Genomic DNA, 19,523 nt, shown 5'->3' with positions numbered 1-19,523 from the left:
GCACCCCTCGACGGGGTGCCGCCGGGCCACGCGAGCCGGCCGACACGCAGTGGAGGCCGGCGAGCGGCCGTACGGCTCGTCTCGCGGCGCTGCGCGCGTAGCGGTCAATGCTGGGGCGATCTTCCGCCTCGCAATCAAGATCCGTCCGGCCAGCGCAGGCCCCAGCTCTCGATGACGGCGCGCACGCGGGCGTCACCGTCGGGGATGAGCGTGTGCAGGTCGGCCCGGCCCCAGCGCAGCGCATCGAGGCAGCACAGTATGTCGTCGCTGATCGCGATGTCGACCGCGCGCAGCTCGAACAGGTCGAACTTGAAGGCCCGGCCGTTGTACGTCGCGGCCAGGAACCGCGCGATACGTGGGATCTGGCCGGAGTCTCGCTCCTCGGCCAGCTTGAGCAGCCGCGCGAACGCCTGCGCTCCTGCCTGGGTCGCCTGGCGCGACCGCGTGTCGAATTCCGTGAGCGCGGCTTCGATCGCATCGGGACTCATCGGCGCCTCGTCGGATGGAGTGGGAAGACCAGCCCGATGGTCGGGCCGGTCCAGCACTGCGAGCGCGCCAGATTCGAGGCCGAATCTGGCGCGCTCTGCCTGCGGTCAGCCCTTCAACTTGCGCATCTCCTCGGCCAGCATCCAGAGCGCACGGTTGAGGCTCACCCCGCGATCGATGCTGCCCACCGGGCGCGTCTGCAGCCGGCGCCCCTGGGCGCTGCGGCCGGGCTGGCCACCGCGGATCACGTTCTCCTGCACGCGCTGGAAAGTCGTCCAAAGGCTGTGACCGATGTCCTCGGGCCGGCGCGCCTCGATCAGCTGCTCGGCAGTGACCGGCGCGGGCTTGTGTCCGCCAGTCTCTTCCACGCCGCGCTCACCGAAGCGCAGCGCCAGAGCGGCGGTCGCGAAGGCGATCTCCTCCGGCGGCTGGAGCTGCAGCGCCTTCATCGCCTCGGTGTGCTCGTTCACCGCCTCGAACTCGTCGAGCACGCGGAACGCGCCTTCGATCACCTCGCCCTGGATGTTGCCCTTGTGCGGGATGCGGATGTCGTCCACCACCTCGCCCACCACCAGGCCGTTGCAGCAGACGAAGCGGAACATGCCGGCCAGCATCTGGTAAGAACTGGCGCCGTCGTGGCTGTTGATCAGGATGATCTCGTTCGCCTCGGGCCGGGTCTGCACCTGTCCGGCGTGGCGCATGCGGATCATGTGCTTGGTGAACTCCGCCTTGCCCTCGACGCGGCTGGCACCCTGGGCGACCATGAAGGGCTCGAAGCCCTCCTTGCGCAGGCCGCGCAGGACATCGATGGTGGGGATGTAGGTGTAGCGCTCGGAGCGGCTCGCGTGCTTGCCCTCGGCGAAGATGGACGGCGCCGCGGCGCGCATCTGGTCTTCGCTCAGGGGCTGGTCACCGCGCATCACGCGGGTGTTGCGGGCAAAGCGGGTCGCTAGGGTCGGGGTCGAGTACATGATGGTTTCCTTCGATCGTTGAGTGTTCGAAGGGCGGGCGCGGCTCGGTTGTTTGTGGACCAGCTTCACGCCTACCCTATGAGGGTTCAGGCGTCGGCGTGCGCCGGCTGGCGCGCGCTGCGGGGCTTGCGGCTCGCAGCCGGGGCGCTGGGGCGCTCGGCGCTGGTGGTGCCGCCTTCGGCACCGGGTCCGCCGTTGCGGCGGGCTTCGCTCTCGGCGCGGCTGTCGAGATAGTCGATCTCCTCGGCCGTGAACGCCATGCCGTAGACGGTCTCGCCGTCCTTCTCGTAGTTGTTGTTGCGCAGCCGGCCGACGATGTTGACGTGCGAGCCCTTGCCCAGGTACTCGGCCGCGTTCTCGGCCTGCTTGCCCCACAGCGTCCACTGGATCGCGGTGGATTCCTCCTCGCGGGCTTCACCCGAACCGCGCCGCGTGTTGCTGATCGCGGTCAGCACGGCCTTGGCGATCTTGCCTTCGCGGCCGTTGACGAATTCGAGCTTGACGGCCCCGGCCAGGTGCGCGTGACGCTGGATGACAGAAACGTTCGCCATGACGATCTCCGATCGAGAGTAACCAGCCGGGTCCCGGTCCGGGTTCCCTGAAAACTGATCCTCTCGCTCGGACTTCCTCGCTCCCGCCCACGGGCGGGCGGGGGGTGGGCATGGCCCCTTTCCTCACGGGAAGGGGTTGGGGATGGGTGGGGTTGTTCGCAGCCGAAGCAGTGAGCCGGTTTCCCGGCCCACCGCTTGAAGATCCCCCCACAAGTCCCCCTCACTGGTTGACGGGGGCGCGTGGGGGGAGCGCGGTGGGACGACTGGCGCACGGGCTGCCCCCTCCCCCCGGGCGGCGCAGCGTCGCGGCCGATGTGCCAGCTTGCCTGGCGCAGCGGTTGCCGCGCAGCCGACCGAAAGATCACGAGCAGCGGCGGCTCTGCGGCCGACGTGCCACCGAGCGCAGCGAATGGCGCGGCGGTCGAGCCGCTGCGAGCATCTGTCTGCCTTGCGGCATTCAGCGGCCCGGCTCCGGGCATGGCGGGTGACCGGGGTGGCGATCTGGCCGGCGCCGCACCGAGCGCAGCGACCTGCAAGCCGGTCAGTTCGCCAAGCGGGCCTCGTTCACGCGCAGCGTGAAGGGAACAGGGCCCGCGATCCCCGGGCACGGGAAAGGGCCGCCGCGTGTCTCAGCCGGCTCTGCCGGCCTGACCGCGTTGCGTCAGGGATGGAAGCCCGTCAGGGGCGAGACGCCGGTACCCCGGCGGCTCGACGCGCAGCGCGACAGCCCGGCCCCGCACAGCGGGGAGACGCCCAGGCCCACCAGGACCTGCATGCACCCGCTGCTGCACATCGGCCGCGCTCGAATCGATCAATCTCAACGTGGCGGGCCAACGACACCTCGCCCGGAGGCATTGCCATGCATCCAACGGGACCGGGAGACCACTACCTCGAACTCGAGCGACAACGACGCCGATGGCACAGGCCGCGCAGTGCGGATCACCGCCTCAGGTCGCCAACGAGACGCTCAGCGCGAACAGCACGACGAAGATCCATCCGCCTGAATCGGCGGGCACTTGTGGGTGCCAAAGGAGCAGAACACACAGCAGTCGCCCGCCTTCGGACGCAACACCACTTTGCAGCGCTCGCACTCGTAGAACCACTGGCAGGCGTCGGTCGGCATCGTTTCCTCCTTCGCATGGCCGCACTGCGGACAGGTCACGACAGACTGAAGAACGATCGCGCCCACCTCACTGACCCTGGTTCACGGACGAAGGGAACCCCGCGTCGGCCGTGGCCCGCGCGAGTGCCTCTGGCGAGGTCTTCGCGGGATCGAACGCCACGATCGCCCGCTTGCTCTTGAAGTCGACCTTGGCGTTCTCGACGCCCGGCACCTTCTCCAGGGCCTTGCGGACGGTGATCGGGCACACCGCGCAGTCCATCTTGGTCACGTCCAGCGTGACGGTGCGGGAGCCCGCAGCCGCGGTTCCGGCAGACGCGAGCAGGCCAGCCATCAGGATTGGGACGAGCTTCATGGGTTCACCTCAGTAGAAGAGCGGCGCATACACGGGAAAGGACATCAGGGCTGCGGCCGCGACCGCGACGACCCAGAAGATGCCGCGCTGCCTGCGGCGCACGGCCGGGGCCGCGCAGGCCTCGCCGGGCTCGCAGTTCTCCGGCGCGCGGTAGAGCCTGACGAAGGCATGGCCGAAGAAGGTCAGCGCGGCTGCAATGAAGTACGGCTGGTAGGCCTCCAGGGCCACCAGCCGCGAACCCCAGGCGCCGCCGATGCCGAGTACCACCAGCAGCAGCGGCCCGGCGCAGCAGGCCGATGCGCCGATAGCGGCGGCAACGCCGCTCAGCATCGAGCCGGATGTGGTCCAGGGTCGTAACACGCAGGTTCCTGTCAACTTGGATCCGCGCTAGTCTAGGTACGTACCTGAGTACGGAGTCAAGCCCATGAGAGAACAGATGTCGATTGGCCAGCTCGCTGCAGCGGCGGGGGTCAACGTCGAGACGGTCCGCTACTACCAGCGTCGCAAGCTGCTGGCTGTCCCCGACCGCCCGGCTGGCGGCATCGGTAGGTATGCGCCACCGGCGCTGACCCGGCTTCGGTTCATCAAGCGCGCCCAGTCGCTGGGGTTCACCCTCGATGACGTGCAGGCGCTGCTGTCGCTCGACGATGGTCGGGGATGCTCGGCAGCGCGCCAGATCGGCGAGGACAAGCTGGCAGACGTGCGGCAACGCCTGCAGGCCCTGCGGGTGCTCGAAGGAGCCTTGCAGGAACTGGTGAGTCGCTGCGCGACCACGAAGCGCAAGGTGAACTGCCCGTTGATCGAAGCCTTGATGCAAACGGAGGATCTGCCGTCCTGACCGAAGGGCAGCGGTGCCGGCAGCACATCCGATCGAACTGAGTCCTGCGGCGGAAGCGCCCTGCTCCGGTGTGTGAACCACGAGGGCACGGAAGCTCTTGACAACTATTGATAGTCGCAAGCAGCATTGCGGCCATGAGTACCAACACCATGAGCTTCGCCCTGCCCGAAGCCATGCGCGACTATGTCGATCAACGCGTGCGCTCCGGCCAGTACGGCAACACCAGCGAGTACCTGCGCGAGCTGATCCGCCGCGACCAGGAAGAGCAGGCGAAGAAGCGCCTGCGCGAGCTGATCGAAGAGGGCCTGAACTCCGGCCCCGGCCAGGAGCTCACCCCCCATCGCGCCGCCCAGCTGAAGAAGCAGGCCCTGGGCAAGCCACGTTGAAGCGCGCCCACCTGCGCCCGCAGGCCGAGGCCGATCTGCTGGAAGCCACGAGGCACTACGCCAACGAAGGCAGTGTCGAGCTGGCCGAGCGCATATTCGACGCCGCCATCGCCGCCCTCGAACCGATCGAGCGCATGCCCGGCATGGGCTCGCCCCGCCTGGGGCTGCTGTGCGAGATCCCGGGCCTGCGTTCCTGGCGCGTCACCGGCTTTCCCATGCAATGGCTCTACTTCGAGGCCACGGACCACCTGGACGTCGTCCGCCTGCTCGGCGATCGCCAGGACATCGTCGCCATCCTGAGCACCGATGAGTGACGGCGCCTGAAGCGCCCAGCCCTGCAACCCCCGAAACCCTCGCCGTGCCGACGCTGCTGTTCGAATTCGCCAACCCTGTCGCAGTGGCCGCCTGGCGTGCCATCGACGACCGCGTCATGGGCGGCGTCTCCCGCAGCACTCTCCGCCACGACCCGGCAGGACACGCCGTGTTTGAGGGCACCGTCTCCCTGGAGCGCCATGGCGGCTTCGCCTCCGTGCGGTCCAGCCCGGGTGAACGGGGTCTGCCGGGCGCGGCGGCCTGCCTGCTCGAGGTACGCGGCGACAAGAAGCAGTTCAAGCTCAGCCTGCTGACCGACGACGGCTTCGACAGCCTGAACTATCAAGCCGGCTTTGCTCCAGCAGGCAGCGATTGGCAGACCCTGCGCCTGCCGCTGGCCGACTTCCGCGCCAGCTTCCGTGGACACGAGATTGCCGATGCTCCACCACTCGACCCAGCGCGCATCCGCCAGGTCGGCCTGATGATCGCCGCCCGCCAGGCAGGCCCCTTCGCGCTCGACATCCGGAGGATCGGGCTCGCCTGATCAACGCCACGGAATAGCGAGAACGCAAGGGGCGCGCCCGGCGCCCCACCGCGCTCAGAGCAGTCCAAGCTCGGCAAACGAACGAACCTCGGCGCCCGCCACCACCAAGTGATCGAGCACCCGCACGTCCACCAGCGCCAACGCCGTCTTCAGCGTCTGCGTCAGGAACTCGTCGGCACGGCTCGGTTCGGCCGCACCCGAAGGGTGGTTGTGCGCCAGGATCACCGCCGCAGCGTTGCAGGCCAGCGCCTCCTTGACCACCTCGCGCGGGTAGACCGAGGTCTGCGTCACCGTGCCGCGGAACATCTGCTTCAGCGCAATGATCCGGTGCTGCGCATCAAGGAACAGCACGCAGAACACCTCGTGCTCCAGCATCCCGATCTCCAGGCGCAGGTGGTCCTTCACGGCCTGTGGCGACGACATCGTGGCGCCGCGGCGCACCCGCTGCGACAGCACGCGGCGGGCCTGCGACAGCACCTCCTCGGCACGCGCAGGACGGTACTGGCCATCGACATCGCGCACCAGCAGCGCATCGACAGCGGAAGAAGTGGAAGTCATCGACATGGCGAACTCCGGTCTGTATCGGGCGGGATGGCCCGAGACCGGAGCACCACGGCGCAGCGCAGCCGTCAGGGTTCGAAGACGGCCGCAGGCCGCCAGCGCTCGCCCGGCGAGCGCGCAGACCTTGACGGCGAGAACGGCGTGATAGCGTGGGTCGACACGGCAAGCCCCGCCTCCACACGCCTTCATGCCGCTGCACTGTTCGCCAGCATCGCTGGCGGGATCGTTCCGTCAGCCCTGGCGACGCGAGCCGCGCGTGTGCGAGCCCGCCACGTGACGGGCTGCCGCCCTGTGGGGCGCGGCACCAGCGGGCGCCGAAGATGCCTGCACCAGTTCGTTCAGGATGCCGCAGTGCGCCGCCGCGTGGACGCCTGCGCACTGCTCGCGCAGCGCCTTCAGCTGCTTCTCCAGCTGGCGAAGCTCGCGGATGCGGGTGGCGACATGGCCGATGTGCTCGTCGAGCAGGGCGTTGACCTCGCCGCACTCGGCCTGGGGCGCGTCCTTGAAGCGCAGCAGCACCCGTATCTCGTCCAGCGTCATGTCCAGCGAACGGCAATGGCGCACGAAGGCCAGCCGCTCGACATGCTCGGGCCCGTAGATGCGGTAGTTGCCCTCGCTGCGCGGCGCCTGCGGCAGCAGGCCCTCGCGCTCGTAATAGCGGATGGTCTCGACCTGGGTCTGCGCCGCCAGGGCCAGCTCGCCGATCTTCATCGCCTTCCCCTTCCTCAGCTTGCCGCCCTGGGTTGCAGGGCAATGATCGCCATGCCGGCGAGACAGATGGCGCCGCCGACGAGGTCCCATCTTGTCGGCACGACGCCGTCGACGCGCCACAGCCACAGCAGCGCGACCACGACATAGACGCCGCCATACGCCGCGTACGTGCGGCCCGCGGCGCTGGGATGCAGCGTCAGCAGCCACGCGAACACCGCAAGCGATGCGGCTGCCGGCACCAGCAACCATGCCGATCGACCTTGCGTCAGCACCAGCCAGGGCAGGTAGCAGCCGACGATCTCGGCCACGGCGGTGACGAAGAACAGTCCGGTGACGCGGAGGAAGTCGAGCATGGATCGGGGCTCCTGAGCAGCGCGGAGTGACGGCCAGCGGGAGTCGCAGCATAGCCGCTTGACTCTGGAGCAGCTACAGGGTTTCAAATGCCGGCATCGACATCCGAAGGACCGTCATGAGCGACTCCTGCTGCAGCCACGGCTGCGCCGCGCCACCCGCCAGCCAGAGCCCGCGCTACCGCCGCGTGCTCTGGGCGGCCCTGTTCATCAACGCGGCGATGTTCGGCATCGAACTCGCAGGCGGCCTGCGCGCCGGCTCGGTGTCGCTGTTGGCCGACGCCGTGGACTTCTTCGGCGATGCCGCCAACTACGGCATCTCGCTGCTCGTGCTGGGCATGGCGCTGACCTGGCGCGCACGCGCTGCGCTCTTCAAGGGACTGACCATGGGCGCCTTCGGCATCTTCGTGCTCGGCCGGGCCGCCTGGTCGGCGGCCTCCGGCACCGTGCCCGAGCCGGTGACGATGGGCGCCATCGGTGCCCTGGCGCTGCTGGCCAACGTGTCGGTCGCCGCGATGCTCTACGCCTGGCGCGAGGGCGATGCCAACATGCGCTCGGTGTGGCTTTGCAGCCGCAATGACGCGATCGGCAACTTGGCCGTGATGGCCGCGGCGCTGGGCGTGTTCGGCACCGGCAGCGGCTGGCCCGATCTTGCCGTCGCCGCGGTCATGGGCGTGCTGGCGCTGAGCGCCGCCCGTTCCGTCATCCAGCAGGCCCGGGCAGAACTGCGCCCCGTGCCGGCACATGCCTGAAGGAGCCACACCATGTCTGACGCGATGCACACCCTGCTGACTGCGTCACCGCTGCTCGACCTCCATCACCCAGAAATTGAGGCACTGGTCGCCCGTCGCGATTGGCTAACCCTGAGCCCCTACGACCGCATCGGCGCCGTCTACGACTTCGTCCGCAACGAGATTGCTTTTGGCTACAACGAAGGCGACGAGCTGCCGGCATCCCGGGTGCTGGCCGACGGCATCGGCCAGTGCAACACCAAGAGCACGTTGCTGATGGCCTTGCTGCGTGCGGTGGGCATCCCCTGCCGCTTCCACGGCTTCACGATCGACAAGCCGCTGCAGAAGGGTGCGATCACCGGCCTCGCCTATTGGCTGGCCCCGCAGCGCATCATCCACAGCTGGGTCGAGGTCAGCCTGGAAGGCCGGTGGATCGCGCTGGAAGGCTTCATTCTCGATGCACCCTACCTGGCCAGCCTGCAGCGCCGCTTCCCGCAGGCACGGCGCTTCTGCGGCTACGGCGCCGCCACGCCCGACCTGTCGGCGCCCGGCGTCGATTGGCGCGGCCAGGACGCCTACATCCAGAAGGAAGGCATCGCCGACGACTTCGGCGTCTTCGACAGCCCCGATGCCTTCTACGCGCGCCACGGCTCCAATCTGTCGGGCGTGAAACGCTGGCTGTACGAACGGGTCATCCGCCACCGCATGAACCGAAACGTCGCGCGTGTGCGCGCCTCGAAGTGGTGAAACCCCACAGCCCGGTCGCCTTGGGGGCGACGAGGCCAACCCTGTAGCCGCTAGACTCTTATCTGTGCGTCGAATTCTCGCCATAGTCCTGCTCGCCCTTCTGCCGCTCCAGTTCAGCTGGGCGGCCGTGGCGTCGTATTGCGGGCACGAGGAGCAGGCCGGCGCAGCGCACTTCGGTCACCACGAGCACCAGCACCACGCGGACACCATCGGCAACGCCGAGACGGTTGCGGACCTGGTTGCGACTGCAGATGCCGCGGGCGAAAAGGCACCCGGCGCCATGGACCTGGACTGCGGTCACTGCCACGGCTACTGCAGCGTGATGCTCACCCTGCCGTCGGGCCTGCCCGGCGCGCTTTCGACGGCGCACCCCAGCGCCACCCTGGACGAAGCCGGCGGTGCGCACGCACCGACCCGACCCGAACGCCCTCAGTGGCGGCCCCTCGCCTGATCGGCGAGGCGGGTCTCTTCCTTCTCTGAAGCCCGTTCGCGCCTGAGTGCGCGCCGCAGCGTGCGGCGCTTTCAGGCACGACGCGACCTCTTGGTCGTTGCTTGCCGATCTCCCGTGGGTTGTTTTCAACACTGGAGCATCGGATGAATCCAAGAACTCGAACAAGGGCCAGGCTGCTGCGCGCGGGTGCGACGGCTGCCGTGGCCGTCTTCAGCATCGCCGTGCAGGCGCAGCCCGCCTCTACATCGGTTGCGCCGGCAGCGCCCCAGACTGCCGCGGCCTCCCTGAGCCTGCGGCAGGTCTTCGACGCCGCCTGGGCCCGCCAGCCCGAGGCCATGGCCCTGCAGGCGCGGCGCAACGCCGTGCGTGCGCAGCAGAGCGCGGCGACAGCCTGGACGCCGGAACCCGCAGCCCTGGAAATCTCGAACAAGACCGACCGCCTGAACCGCAACCAAGGTGCTCGAGAACTCGAGGTCGGTGTCGCCGTGCCGCTCTGGCTGCCCGGTGAGCGTGGCAGGAGCGCAGCACTCGCGGAAGCAGAAGGTGCGGCGATCGAGAGCCGCGCCACTGCAGCGCAACTGCGCGTTGCCGCGACCGTCCGCGAGGCGTGGTGGCAGTGGCAACGAGCGCGCATCGAAGTCGACAGCGCCCGCGACCAGCTCGACAACACCCGCCGCATCGCTGCCGATGTGGCCCGGCGCACAAGAGCCGGCGACCTAGCCCGCGCCGACCAGCACCAGGCCGACGGCGCCGTGGCAAGTGCCGAGGCGAACATGGCCCAGGCCGAAGCCGGCCTCGCAGCGGCCCGGCAGCATCTGCGGGCGCTGACTGGAACCGCGCCAGCGACGAGCGAAGCGGCGGCCTCCGCGGCAGAGCCCGACCCCGGCATGGCCGCGACCGACATGGAGGCCCACGCCGCGCTGCTGGAGCTGAAGGATCGCGCTGCCGTCGCCGAGCGGACCGCAGCGCTGGCCTCGACACAGTCGCGCGCGAATCCCGAGCTGATGCTGGCGACCACGCGCGACCGCGGCGCCTTCGGCGAAGCAGCGCAGCAGACCATCACGCTGGGCGTGCGCATCCCCTTCGGCGGCGGCCCCCGCCACGACGCCCGGACCGCCAACGCGCGCGCCGAAGCGACCGAGGTCCAGGCTCAACTGGCGCTGGAACGCGAGCGTGTGATCGCAGAACGCGAGGCCGCAAAGGTCCGTGTGGACGCCTCCCGCGCCCAGCTTGCTGCTGCGGAGCGCCGCGCCCAGCTCGCCCGCGAGTCTCGCGGCTTCTTCGACAAGTCCTTCCGCCTTGGCGAAACCGACCTGCCGACTCGCCTGCGCATCGAGGCCGAGGCCACCGAGGCCGAACGCCAGGCCGCGCGCACCCGCATCGAACTCGCCGCAGCCATCTCCGCGTGGCGGCAGGCCCTGGGCCTTCTTCCTCAGTGACGCCCTGCCACGCATCGAACTCTTCAGGAATCCATCCATGAACCTCCCCCACACCCTGGCCGCGCTGTTCGTTGCGGCCACCTTCCTTGGCTCGCCCGCATGGGCGGGCGAAGGCCATGACCACGGTGACGCTGCCCCCGCAGCCGTCGGCCAGGCACTGCCGCGCTTCTCGGCCGTGTCCGAAACCTTCGAACTCGTGGGCGTGCTCAGCGGCAAGCAGATCACGCTGTACCTGGACCGCTTCGGCGACAACAGCCCGGTGCGCGGCGCGCAGATCGAACTCGAGATCGGCGGCGCCAAGTTCAAGGCCGAGAAACAAGGCGAAGACGAATACGAGGTCGTGCTGCCCGAGGCCCCCAAGGAAGGCGTGCTCCCCATCACCGCCACAGTGACCGCCGGCACCGAGGTCGACCTGCTGGCCGGTGAACTCGACATCCATATTGAGGCTCATGCCGACGAGGCTGTTCACACGCACTCGTGGACTGAGTACGCAGCATGGGGTGCCGGAGGTCTGGCAGCGCTGGCCTTGCTCGCCTGGGGTGGGCGCCGGGCGATGAGTGCGCGCAGCGTTCGCGCCGGGGGTGCAGCATGAAGCGCGCCCTGATCGCCTCCAGCCTCGCGCTGCTGATCGCCTCGACCGGGCTTGCCCCGGTCCATGCCGGCGAAGGACACGACCACGGCGACGCCCCCGCAGCGCCCAGCGCCAACGGGCCGCAGCGGCAGCCCGACGGCAGCGTCTTCCTGCCCAAGCCGGCGCAGCGCCAGCTGGGCGTGCGCACGCTCGTCACCGAAGCTGCCGAACTGCCACGCACCGTGGAACTGGGCGCCAAGGTGCTGATGGACCCGAACGCCGGTGGCAAGGTGCAACCGCTGAACGCCGGCCGCATCGAGCCCGGCCCGCGCGGCCTGCCCAACCCCGGGCAGGCGGTACGCAAGGGTGAAGTGCTGGCCTATGTCGTGCCGTCGGCTGCGCCGATCGAACGCTCCAACCAGGCCGCGCAGCTCGCCGAACTGCGTGCCGCCAAGGCGCTGGCCGACAAGCGCATCGCCCGCCTGCAGGAACTGGCCGACACGGTGCCGCGCAAGGAGATAGAAGCGGCCGAAAGCGAAGCCGCCAGCCTGACGGCGCGCATCGCAGCCGTCGGGGGTGGCCTGTCCACCCGCGAGGCGCTGGTCGCGCCAGTGTCCGGCGTCATCGCCGCCGCCAACGTGGTGGCCGGCCAGGTGGTCGATGCCCGCGAACTGGTCTTCGAGATCATCGACCCCTCGCGGCTGCGCATCGAGGCGCTGGCCTTCGACGCTGCCATCGCAGCGAACATCGGCACGGCGACGATGGCCGTGGGCAACCAACGTGTGCCGCTGACCTTCATCGGCGCCACGCGCAGCCTGCGCGAGCAGGCGCTGCCGCTCGCCTTCCGGGCTCAGGGTGATGCGCTGACCCTGCTGGCAGTCGGCCAGCCGGTGCGCGTGTTCGTGCAGACCAAGGACAAGATCAAGGGCATCTCGGTGCCCGTCGCCTCGCTGATGAAGAACCCGGCTAACCAGACCGTCGTGTGGGTCAAGACGGCGCCGGAGCGCTTCGAGCCCCGAACCGTCACCACCGAGCCGCTGGACGGCGTCAACGCCGCGGTCACGTCGGGCCTGGAGCCGGGCGACCGGGTCGCGACGCAAGGCGCCACCTTGATCAACCAGGTGCGCTGACATGTTCAAGTGGCTACTCGACAACAGCCTGACGAACCGGCTGCTGGTGATCATCGCCAGCGTGGTTCTGATGGCCTACGGCGCGTTCACGTTGTCCACCACGCCGGTGGACGTGTTCCCGGACCTCAACAAGCCCACCGTCACGATCATGACCGAGGCCGGCGGCATGGCCGCCGAGGAGGTGGAGCAGCTCATCACCTTCCCGCTGGAGACGACCATGAACGGTCTGCCTGGCGTAGAGAGCGTGCGCTCGACCTCGTCGGCCGGCCTGTCCTTCCTCTATGTCACCTTCGACTGGAGCACGGACATTTTCCGCGCGCGGCAGCTGGTGTCGGAGCGGCTGTCTTCGATGGAAGAAGGCATCGCCGAAGGCGTGGTGCCGCGCATGGGCCCGATCAGCTCGATCATGGGCGAGATCATGCAGATCGCCATTCCGGTCGATCCGAGCAAGATCAGCGCGATGGCCGTGCGCGAGTACGCCGACTGGGTGCTGCGCCCACGGCTGCTGTCGGTGCCGGGCGTCGCTCAGGTCATCCCGATCGGCGGCGAGGTCCGCCAGTTCCAGGTGCAGCCGAACACGACCCGCATGGCGGAGCTCGGCATCACGCACGACCAGCTTGAAGGCGCACTGAAGGGCTACTCGTCCAACACCTCGGGCGGCTTCCTGGAGTTGAACGGGCGCGAGTACCTGATCCGCAACCTGGGCCGCACCTCGCGCCTGGACGACCTGAACAACCTGGCGCTTACCGCCAAGGATGGCCAACCCATCCTGATGCGCCAGATCGCCGAGGTCACCTTTGCGGCGGCACCCAAGCGCGGCGATGCCGGCTACGAAGGCAAGCCGGCCGTGATCCTGGGCATCCAGAAGCAGCCGACCGCCGACACGATCGCGCTGACGAAGTCCATCGAGGACGCCCTGGTGGGGCTGAAGGCCTCGCTGCCGGCCGGCATGGAAGCGCCGCGTGTCACCTTCCGTCAGGCCAGCTTCATCGAGGCCTCGATCACCACGCTGCAGGGCAAGCTGATCGGCGCCTCGATCTTCGTGGCGGTGATCCTGTTCTTCTTCCTGGGCACCTTGCGGCCGACCATCATCGCGCTCACGGCCATCCCGGTGTCGATCTTCATCACGGCGCTGGTCTTCAAGTATTTCGGGCTGTCGATCAACACGATGACGCTGGGCGGCCTGGCCATCGCCATCGGCGGCCTGGTCGATGACGCGGTGGTGGGCGTCGAGAACGTGCTGCGGCGCTTGAAGTCCGACCGGGCGAACCATCCGGACCACCGGCTGCACCCGATCGAGATCGTGGCGCGCGCAACGATGGAAGTGCGTTCGGCCATCCTGTACGCCACGGTCATCATCGTGCTCGTCTTCATCCCGCTGTTTGCGCTGCCGGGCCTGGAAGGCAAGCTGTTCGTGCCGTTGGGCATCGCCTTCATCGTCTCGACGCTGGCCTCGCTGATCGTGTCGGTGACGGTGACGCCCGTGCTCAGCTTCTACCTGCTGCCGCGCATGAAGAACCTGGACCATGGCGACACCAAGGTGCTGGCCTGGCTGAAGGCGCACTACCGCGGCAGCCTGCAGGGCGTGCTGGACCGGCCCAAGGCCGCCATGGCCGCTGCAGGTGCGGCCGTGCTGGTGGCCGCGGCGGCCGTGCCGTTCTTCCCGACGACCTTCCTGCCGCCGTTCAACGAAGGCACGCTGCTGGTCGGCCTGCGGCTGAATCCGGGCGTGACGCTCACCGAGACTTCGGCGCTCGCCCGACAGGCCGAGGTGCTCATCAAGCAGGTGCCCGAGGTCACGCACGTCGGTCGCCGCAGCGGCCGGGCCGAGCTGGACGAGCACGCGGAGGGCGTGCACGTCAGCGAGCTCGACGTGGGTCTCAAGCCCACCGCCGAGCTGACCCGCAGCATGGACGAGATCAAGGCGGACATCCGCGCGCGCCTGGTGAATCTGCCCGCAGCGCTGGAGATCGGCCAGCCCATCTCGCACCGCATCGACCACATGCTCTCGGGCGTGCGCTCGCAGATCGCCATCAAGATCTTCGGCGAGGACCTCGATGCCTTGCGCGGCCAGGCCGATGCGCTGCGCGCCAAGTTGGCCGCCATCCCCGGGATCGCCGACCTGCAGATCGAGAAGCAGGTGCTGGCGCCGCAGATCAAGGTGCGCATCGACTACGCCGCCGCGGCGCAGTACGGCGTGCCGGCACCGCAGGTGCTGAACGCGCTGCAGGCGTTGGTCGAGGGCGAGAAAGTCACCCAGATCGTCGAAGGCAGCCGGCGCTTCGCGCTGGTGGTGAAACTGCCGGAATCGGCACGCTCGGTCGAAGGGCTGGGCCAGATCCTGATCGAGACGCCGACCGGCCGCATCCCGCTGTCGAAGATCGCAACCATCGAGGACGGCGACGGCCCGAACCAGATCAGCCGTGACGACGGCAAGCGGCGCATCGTGCTGTCGGCCAATGCCTCGGGGCGCGCGCTGTCGGAGATCGTGGCCGACATCCGCCAGGTGGTGGCCGAGACCAAGCTGCCCGAGGGTTACTTCATCACCCTGGGCGGTCAGTTCCAGGCGCAGGAAGAGGCCTCACGCCTGGTCGGCCTGCTGTCCATCGTCTCGCTGACCCTGATGTTCGTGGTGCTGTACAGCCGCTACAAGTCGGCCGCGCTGTCGGCGCTGATCATGGTGAACATCCCGCTGGCACTGGTTGGCGCGGTGATCGGCCTGTGGCTGTCGGGCCAGCCGCTGTCGGTGGCGGCCCTGGTGGGCTTCATCACGCTGGCCGGCATCTCGGTGCGCAACGGCATCCTGAAGGTCAGCCACTACATCAACCTGATGCGCTTCGAGGGCGAGTCCTTCGACCAGAAGATGATTCTGCGTGGCTCGATGGAGCGGCTGAGCCCGGTGCTGATGACGGCGCTGGTGACCGCCTTCGCGCTGGCCCCGCTGCTGTTCGAGGCCGAGCAGCCAGGCACCGAGGTGCTGCACCCGGTGGCCGTGGTGATCTTCTCCGGCCTCATCAGCTCGACCCTGCTCGACACCTTCCTCACGCCCGCGATGTTCTGGCTGTTCGGCCGCCGATCGGCCGAAGCGCTGATGGACGACAAGGACGCCGAGGCGCTCTGAATCCCCTGCTCTCCCCTCACACGAAAGGACGCTCCATGAAGCCGCAACACCTGCTCGCCGCCGCAACCCTGGTCCTGGCCACCACGGCCTTCGCCGCCGGCGACCCGCACGACCACGCCCACGCGCACACGCCGCTGCACGGCGGCGTGGTGGTCGAGGTCAAGGACATGGACTACGAACTGGTGGCCAAGCCGACCGTGATCCAGCTCCACCTGCGCGACCACGGCAAGGCGGCCGACCTGAGCAAGGCCACCGCCAAGCTCACGCTGCTGAGCGGCACCGACAAGCAGGAGATCGAGCTCAAGCCTGCCGGCGACAAACTCGAAGCCACCGGCAGCTTCAAGGTCGGCCCGGGCACCAAGGCCGTGGCCGTCGTGACGGTCGCCGGCAAGCCGGCGACGGCACGCTTCACCCTGAAGTAAGGTGGCCCGCGCGATGAACACCGCGCGCGGTGAACATGACAGCCCAGTACCCACCCGGCCGAGCACCGGGTGGGTGTGGCTGTCGGCCGCCTGGGCCGTCGCCCTCGTGTCGACCTTCGCCGCGCTGTTCATCGGCGAGGTGATGGGCATGACGCCCTGCCAGCTGTGCTGGTACCAGCGCATCCTGATGTTTCCGCTGGCCGTGATCCTCGGCATGGCGGCCTTCGGCAACGACCGGCGCGGGGCCGTCTATGCGTTTCCGCTGGCATTGGGCGGCGTCGCGGTGGCGGGCTATCACACAGCGCTGATTGCAGGCTGGGTGCCACAGTGGCGGATCCCCTGCGGTGCCGGCCCGTCGTGTAGCGATCAGAAGCTGGTGATCCTCGGCGACATCCAGATTCCGTGGCTGTCGCTGATCGCCTTCGCTGCGATCGTCGCCCTCCTGCTCGTCTACCTGCGAAGGACCCGCTCATGAACACCAAGAGGCTCGCCGTCGGCGGCATCCTGATCCTCGTTGTCGCCGCTTTTGCCGTGGGTGTCAGCCTGTATCGGAAGCAGACACAGAGCGCCCAGGACCAGACGGTGCGCGCCGAGCAGACCCGGCTGGTGCGCATGCACTCGCCGGTGCTCGGCCCCCAAGGGCGCGCCGGTCACGATCGTCGAGTTCTTCGACCCGGCTTGCGAAACCTGCCGCGCCTTCTATCCGATCGTCAAGAGCCTGATGGCGAAGTACCCGGACGACGTCCGGCTCGTCATTCGCTACGCGCCGTTCCACCAGGGCTCCGACCAGGTGGTGAAGCTGCTTGAAGCGGCCAAGCGCCAGGGAAAGTTTCTGCCGGTACTGGAAGCGGTGCTGCAGGCGCAGCCGACCTGGGCCGACCACGGCCGGCCCAACCCGGACCTCACCTTCGAGATCGCGAAGGCCGCCGGCCTGGACATCGAGCGAGCCCGGGAAGACATGGCCCAACCCGCCATGCAGACGCTGCTTGCCCAGGAGGTCGAGGACCTCACCGCACTGCAGGTCCAACGGACTCCCACCTTCTTCGTCAACGGCCGCAGCCTGCCCAGCTTCGGGCCGGACCAGCTCGCTGCCCTCGTGGCGGAGGAAGTGGCGAAGGCGAAGCGATAAGCTGCATGTTGCCAGTAGCTGCGCTCACGCCCTCACCCTGCGCAGCCGCAGCGCGTTTGCGATCACCGACGCCGAGCTCAGACTCATCGCCAGCGCGGCGATCATCGGCGACAGCAACCAGCCTGTGAGCGGGTACAGCAGCCCCGCGGCCAGCGGCACGCCCAGCGCGTTGTAAATGAAGGCAAAACCAAGGTTCTGCTTCATGTTGGCAACGGTCTGCACCGACAAGGCCCGGGCGGCAGCGATGCCCCGCAGGTCGCCCTTGACCAGGGTGACCTGCGCGCTGTTCATGGCGACATCGGTCCCCGTCCCCATGGCGATGCCGACATCCGCCTGGGCCAGCGCCGGTGCATCGTTGATGCCGTCTCCTGCCATTGCCACCACATGGCCATCGGCCTGCAGCCGCCGCACCAGCGCCAGTTTGTCGGCCGGCTTCACCTCGCCGTGCACTTCGTCGATGCCCAGCCGCGTGGCCACCGCACGCGCGGTGGTGATGCCGTCGCCAGTGGCCATTACCACGCGCAGCCCCTTGGCGCGCAAGGTGGCGAGCGCCTCCGGTGTGCTCGCCTTGACGGGGTCAGAGACGGCCAGCAAGCCAACTGGCTTGCCATCTGCGGCGAGGAACATCACGCTGGCGCCCTGGCCGCGCAGCGCCTCGGCTTGCGGCAACAGGCCCGACACGTCAATGCCCAGTTGCTCCATCAGGGCAGTGTTGCCAAGTGCCAGCTGGCGCCCGCCCACCAGGCCACGAACGCCGATGCCCGAACCCGACTCGAACCCCTCCGCTTTGTCGAGCACCAGACCCTGCTCGCGAGCCGCGCGGACGATGGCGTCGGCCAGAGGATGCTCGCTGCCCTGGTCCAGGCTCGCGGCCAGACGCAGCACCTCTTCCGCGCTAAAGCCCGGCGCCGGCATGGCGCGCTCGAAGCTGGGCTTGCCTTCGGTCAGCGTACCGGTCTTGTCGACGATCAGCGTGTTGACCTTGCGCAAGTGTTCGATCGCTGCTGCGTCGCGGAACAGGATGCCCTGCGTCGCGGCGCGCCCGGTCGCGACCATGATCGACATCGGTGTGGCCAGCCCCAGCGCGCACGGGCAGGCGATGATCAGCACGGCGACCGCGTTGATCAGCCCGTAGACCCAGCTCGGTTCGGGGCCGACGATGCCCCAGACGAAGAAAGTCACTACGGCGATGGCGACCACAGCCATCACGAACCAGCCAGCCACCAGGTCGGCCATGCGCTGCATCGGCGCCTTCGAGCGCTGGGCCTGCGCCACCATCTGCACGATCTGGGACAGCATGGTCTGTGCACCGACACGTTCCGAGCGCATCACCAGCGTCCCGCTGGTATTCAGCGTGGCGCCGATCAACTTGTCGCCGGCCCGCTTGCTCACCGGCAGGGGTTCGCCGGTCAGCATGGCCTCATCGACCGCGCTCGAGCCTTCGGTCACCACGCCATCCACCGGCACCTTCTCGCCGGGCCGCACACGCAGCAGATCGCCGACGTGGACGTGTGTCAGCGGCACGTCGTCCTCGCTGCCATCGGCGGCAATGCGACGCGCGGTCTTCGGCGCCAGGCCCAGCAGCGACTGGATGGCGGCCGAGGTCTGCGACCGGGCCTTGAGTTCGAGCATCTGGCCCAGCAGCGTCAGCGAAATGATCACCGCCGCGGCCTCGAAGTACACCGCCACCCGCCCCATGGCCTGGAACGAGTCCGGAAAGACATCCGGCGCCAATGTCGCCACCACGCTGTAGGCGAACGCCGCCCCGGTACCCAGCCCGATCAGCGTCCACATGTTCGGGCTGCGCAGGCGGATCGATTGCACGCCGCGAACAAAGAAGGGCCAGCCCGCCCACAGGACGATGGGTACGGAGAGCACCAGTTCCACCCAACTCTGCACGCCCATGCTGAACCACTGCAGGCGATGGCCCACCATGGCCAGCAGCGTGACGACCACCGTCAGCGGCAGGGTCCACCAGAAGCGTCGGGAGAAGTCGGCCAGTTCGGGATTCTCGTCCTCGTCGAGTGTCGGTAGCACCGGCTCCAGCGTCATGCCGCACTTGGGGCAGTTGCCAGGGTGGTCCTGTCGCACCTCAGGGTGCATGGGACAGGTGTAGATCGTGCCGGCCGGCGGGGCTTCACCCGCTGCGTCCGGCGCCGGGCTGGGCTCGTGCAGCCTCCCATGGTGATGGTGGCCATGCACGTGACCATGCTGTCGGGTCGTGCCGTGCCCTTCGTGCTTGTGAGTCTGCATGTCCATGGCTCAGCTTCCGCTCACCGGCTTGTCCGGTCCATGGCTCTCATGTCGTGCATGGTCACCGTGACCGCCATGGCCGTGGAACAGGTGCATCAGCGGGCAGGCCATCAGCAGCAGGTACGGCCACAGGCCGGACACATGCCCCCAGTGCTCGCGCAGCAGGTAGAACGCGACGATCAGTACGACCATCAGCATCGCGATAGTTGCCGGGCGGCGACGCGAAGGCGCGCCGTTCGCATGGGACTCATTAACAGGGTGGTTCATGCATGGCTCCTTGCCCCGCCGAAGCACCTGCGGTGCCTGCCAGGGATGCAACGACCTTAGACCTTGACAACGTGGGA

25 protein-coding genes are annotated in these 19,523 nt (G+C 68.5%); 14 read left to right on the top strand and 11 right to left on the bottom strand.

Going from position 1 to position 19,523, the window contains the following annotated elements:
• Positions 1-134 precede the first annotated feature (134 nt).
• The 6 genes from MPE_RS08390 to MPE_RS08370 all read right to left on the bottom strand — a co-directional run bounded on the left by MPE_RS08390 (position 135) and on the right by MPE_RS08370 (position 3,843).
• Entirely contained in the window at positions 135-488 is a 354-nt protein-coding gene (locus tag MPE_RS08390; RefSeq protein WP_041929601.1) for a DUF7673 family protein, read from the bottom strand.
• Positions 489-593: 105 nt separating this feature from the next.
• The gene (locus tag MPE_RS08385; protein WP_011829264.1) at positions 594-1,457 is read right to left on the bottom strand and encodes a DUF932 domain-containing protein; all 864 of its coding nucleotides are present in this window, start codon (positions 1,455-1,457) and stop codon (positions 594-596) included.
• An 86-nt stretch (positions 1,458-1,543) separates the two neighbouring features.
• On the bottom strand, positions 1,544-2,008 hold the full coding sequence (locus tag MPE_RS08380; protein WP_011829263.1) for a single-stranded DNA-binding protein: 465 nt from the start codon (positions 2,006-2,008) through the stop codon (positions 1,544-1,546).
• Between the two features lie 967 nt (positions 2,009-2,975).
• Complete coding sequence (locus tag MPE_RS23250) at positions 2,976-3,197, bottom strand: GDCCVxC domain-containing (seleno)protein (RefSeq protein WP_081771238.1); 222 nt, start codon at positions 3,195-3,197, stop codon at positions 2,976-2,978.
• 1 nt (position 3,198) lies between these two features.
• Positions 3,199-3,483: a mercury resistance system periplasmic binding protein MerP gene (gene merP, locus MPE_RS08375; protein ID WP_011829262.1), complete on the bottom strand. Its 285-nt coding sequence runs from the start codon at positions 3,481-3,483 to the stop codon at positions 3,199-3,201.
• A gap of 9 nt (positions 3,484-3,492) precedes the next feature.
• Positions 3,493-3,843, bottom strand: coding sequence for a mercuric transporter MerT family protein (locus MPE_RS08370; protein WP_011829261.1), 351 nt, complete (start codon positions 3,841-3,843; stop codon positions 3,493-3,495).
• 76 nt (positions 3,844-3,919) lie between these two features.
• On the opposite strand from MPE_RS08370, the gene MPE_RS08365 reads away from it, so the two are divergent.
• The 4 genes from MPE_RS08365 to MPE_RS08350 all read left to right on the top strand — a co-directional run bounded on the left by MPE_RS08365 (position 3,920) and on the right by MPE_RS08350 (position 5,563).
• Positions 3,920-4,321, top strand: coding sequence for a MerR family transcriptional regulator (locus MPE_RS08365; protein WP_237706382.1), 402 nt, complete (start codon positions 3,920-3,922; stop codon positions 4,319-4,321).
• A gap of 134 nt (positions 4,322-4,455) precedes the next feature.
• Entirely contained in the window at positions 4,456-4,707 is a 252-nt protein-coding gene (locus MPE_RS08360) for a type II toxin-antitoxin system ParD family antitoxin (RefSeq protein ID WP_036228883.1), read from the top strand.
• Positions 4,704-5,021 carry a type II toxin-antitoxin system RelE/ParE family toxin gene (locus tag MPE_RS08355; RefSeq protein WP_041929600.1) on the top strand — a complete coding sequence of 106 codons (318 nt, stop codon included), beginning with the start codon at positions 4,704-4,706 and terminating at the stop codon, positions 5,019-5,021. The genes MPE_RS08360 and MPE_RS08355 overlap by 4 nt, the downstream gene beginning before the upstream one ends.
• Before the next feature lie 44 nt (positions 5,022-5,065).
• Positions 5,066-5,563 (top strand): CIA30 family protein, encoded by a 498-nt coding sequence (locus MPE_RS08350; protein WP_049820785.1) that lies wholly within the window; start codon positions 5,066-5,068, stop codon positions 5,561-5,563.
• Positions 5,564-5,617: 54 nt separating this feature from the next.
• Here MPE_RS08350 and radC read toward each other — a convergent pair whose 3' ends face one another.
• The 3 genes from radC to MPE_RS08335 all read right to left on the bottom strand — a co-directional run bounded on the left by radC (position 5,618) and on the right by MPE_RS08335 (position 7,188).
• Positions 5,618-6,127, bottom strand: coding sequence for a RadC family protein (radC, locus tag MPE_RS08345; protein ID WP_011829257.1), 510 nt, complete (start codon positions 6,125-6,127; stop codon positions 5,618-5,620).
• A gap of 228 nt (positions 6,128-6,355) precedes the next feature.
• Positions 6,356-6,835, bottom strand: a complete 480-nt coding sequence (gene cadR / locus MPE_RS08340; protein WP_011829256.1) for a Cd(II)/Pb(II)-responsive transcriptional regulator — start codon at positions 6,833-6,835, stop codon at positions 6,356-6,358.
• Between the two features lie 14 nt (positions 6,836-6,849).
• Positions 6,850-7,188: a YnfA family protein gene (locus MPE_RS08335; protein ID WP_041929599.1), complete on the bottom strand. Its 339-nt coding sequence runs from the start codon at positions 7,186-7,188 to the stop codon at positions 6,850-6,852.
• 116 nt (positions 7,189-7,304) lie between these two features.
• Here MPE_RS08335 and MPE_RS08330 point away from each other — a divergent pair, with 116 nt between their 5' ends.
• The 10 genes from MPE_RS08330 (at position 7,305) to MPE_RS08285 (ending at position 16,926) form a co-directional block, all read left to right on the top strand.
• Complete coding sequence (locus MPE_RS08330) at positions 7,305-7,937, top strand: cation efflux transmembrane domain-containing protein (protein ID WP_011829254.1); 633 nt, start codon at positions 7,305-7,307, stop codon at positions 7,935-7,937.
• 12 nt (positions 7,938-7,949) lie between these two features.
• On the top strand, positions 7,950-8,663 hold the full coding sequence (locus MPE_RS08325) for a transglutaminase-like domain-containing protein (RefSeq protein WP_011829253.1): 714 nt from the start codon (positions 7,950-7,952) through the stop codon (positions 8,661-8,663).
• Positions 8,664-8,727: 64 nt separating this feature from the next.
• Complete coding sequence (locus MPE_RS08320) at positions 8,728-9,114, top strand: hypothetical protein (protein WP_041929598.1); 387 nt, start codon at positions 8,728-8,730, stop codon at positions 9,112-9,114.
• A gap of 143 nt (positions 9,115-9,257) precedes the next feature.
• Entirely contained in the window at positions 9,258-10,553 is a 1,296-nt protein-coding gene (locus MPE_RS08315) for a TolC family protein (RefSeq protein ID WP_011829251.1), read from the top strand.
• A 37-nt stretch (positions 10,554-10,590) separates the two neighbouring features.
• On the top strand, positions 10,591-11,145 hold the full coding sequence (locus MPE_RS08310; protein WP_011829250.1) for a hypothetical protein: 555 nt from the start codon (positions 10,591-10,593) through the stop codon (positions 11,143-11,145).
• The gene (locus MPE_RS08305) at positions 11,142-12,254 is read left to right on the top strand and encodes an efflux RND transporter periplasmic adaptor subunit (protein WP_011829249.1); all 1,113 of its coding nucleotides are present in this window, start codon (positions 11,142-11,144) and stop codon (positions 12,252-12,254) included. Before MPE_RS08310 ends, MPE_RS08305 begins: the two co-directional genes overlap by 4 nt.
• A 1-nt stretch (position 12,255) precedes the next feature.
• Complete coding sequence (locus MPE_RS08300) at positions 12,256-15,375, top strand: efflux RND transporter permease subunit (RefSeq protein WP_011829248.1); 3,120 nt, start codon at positions 12,256-12,258, stop codon at positions 15,373-15,375.
• Between the two features lie 35 nt (positions 15,376-15,410).
• Complete coding sequence (locus tag MPE_RS08295) at positions 15,411-15,797, top strand: hypothetical protein (RefSeq protein WP_011829247.1); 387 nt, start codon at positions 15,411-15,413, stop codon at positions 15,795-15,797.
• A gap of 13 nt (positions 15,798-15,810) precedes the next feature.
• Entirely contained in the window at positions 15,811-16,272 is a 462-nt protein-coding gene (locus tag MPE_RS08290; RefSeq protein WP_011829246.1) for a disulfide bond formation protein B, read from the top strand.
• A gap of 60 nt (positions 16,273-16,332) precedes the next feature.
• Positions 16,333-16,926 carry a DsbA family protein gene (locus MPE_RS08285; RefSeq protein ID WP_237706404.1) on the top strand — a complete coding sequence of 198 codons (594 nt, stop codon included), beginning with the start codon at positions 16,333-16,335 and terminating at the stop codon, positions 16,924-16,926.
• Positions 16,927-16,950: 24 nt separating this feature from the next.
• Here the strand turns inward: MPE_RS08285 and MPE_RS08280 are convergent, their stop codons facing one another.
• Positions 16,951-19,185 (bottom strand): copper-transporting P-type ATPase, encoded by a 2,235-nt coding sequence (locus MPE_RS08280; RefSeq protein WP_011829244.1) that lies wholly within the window; start codon positions 19,183-19,185, stop codon positions 16,951-16,953.
• A 3-nt stretch (positions 19,186-19,188) separates the two neighbouring features.
• Entirely contained in the window at positions 19,189-19,446 is a 258-nt protein-coding gene (locus MPE_RS08275; RefSeq protein ID WP_011829243.1) for a DUF2933 domain-containing protein, read from the bottom strand.
• Positions 19,447-19,523 lie beyond the last annotated feature (77 nt).

This window comes from Methylibium petroleiphilum PM1 (assembly GCF_000015725.1).
GTDB classification, from domain to species: domain Bacteria; phylum Pseudomonadota; class Gammaproteobacteria; order Burkholderiales; family Burkholderiaceae_C; genus Methylibium; species Methylibium petroleiphilum.
The sequence above is the reverse complement of the archived record's forward strand: the minus strand, read 5'-3'. Positions and strand labels throughout refer to the sequence as shown.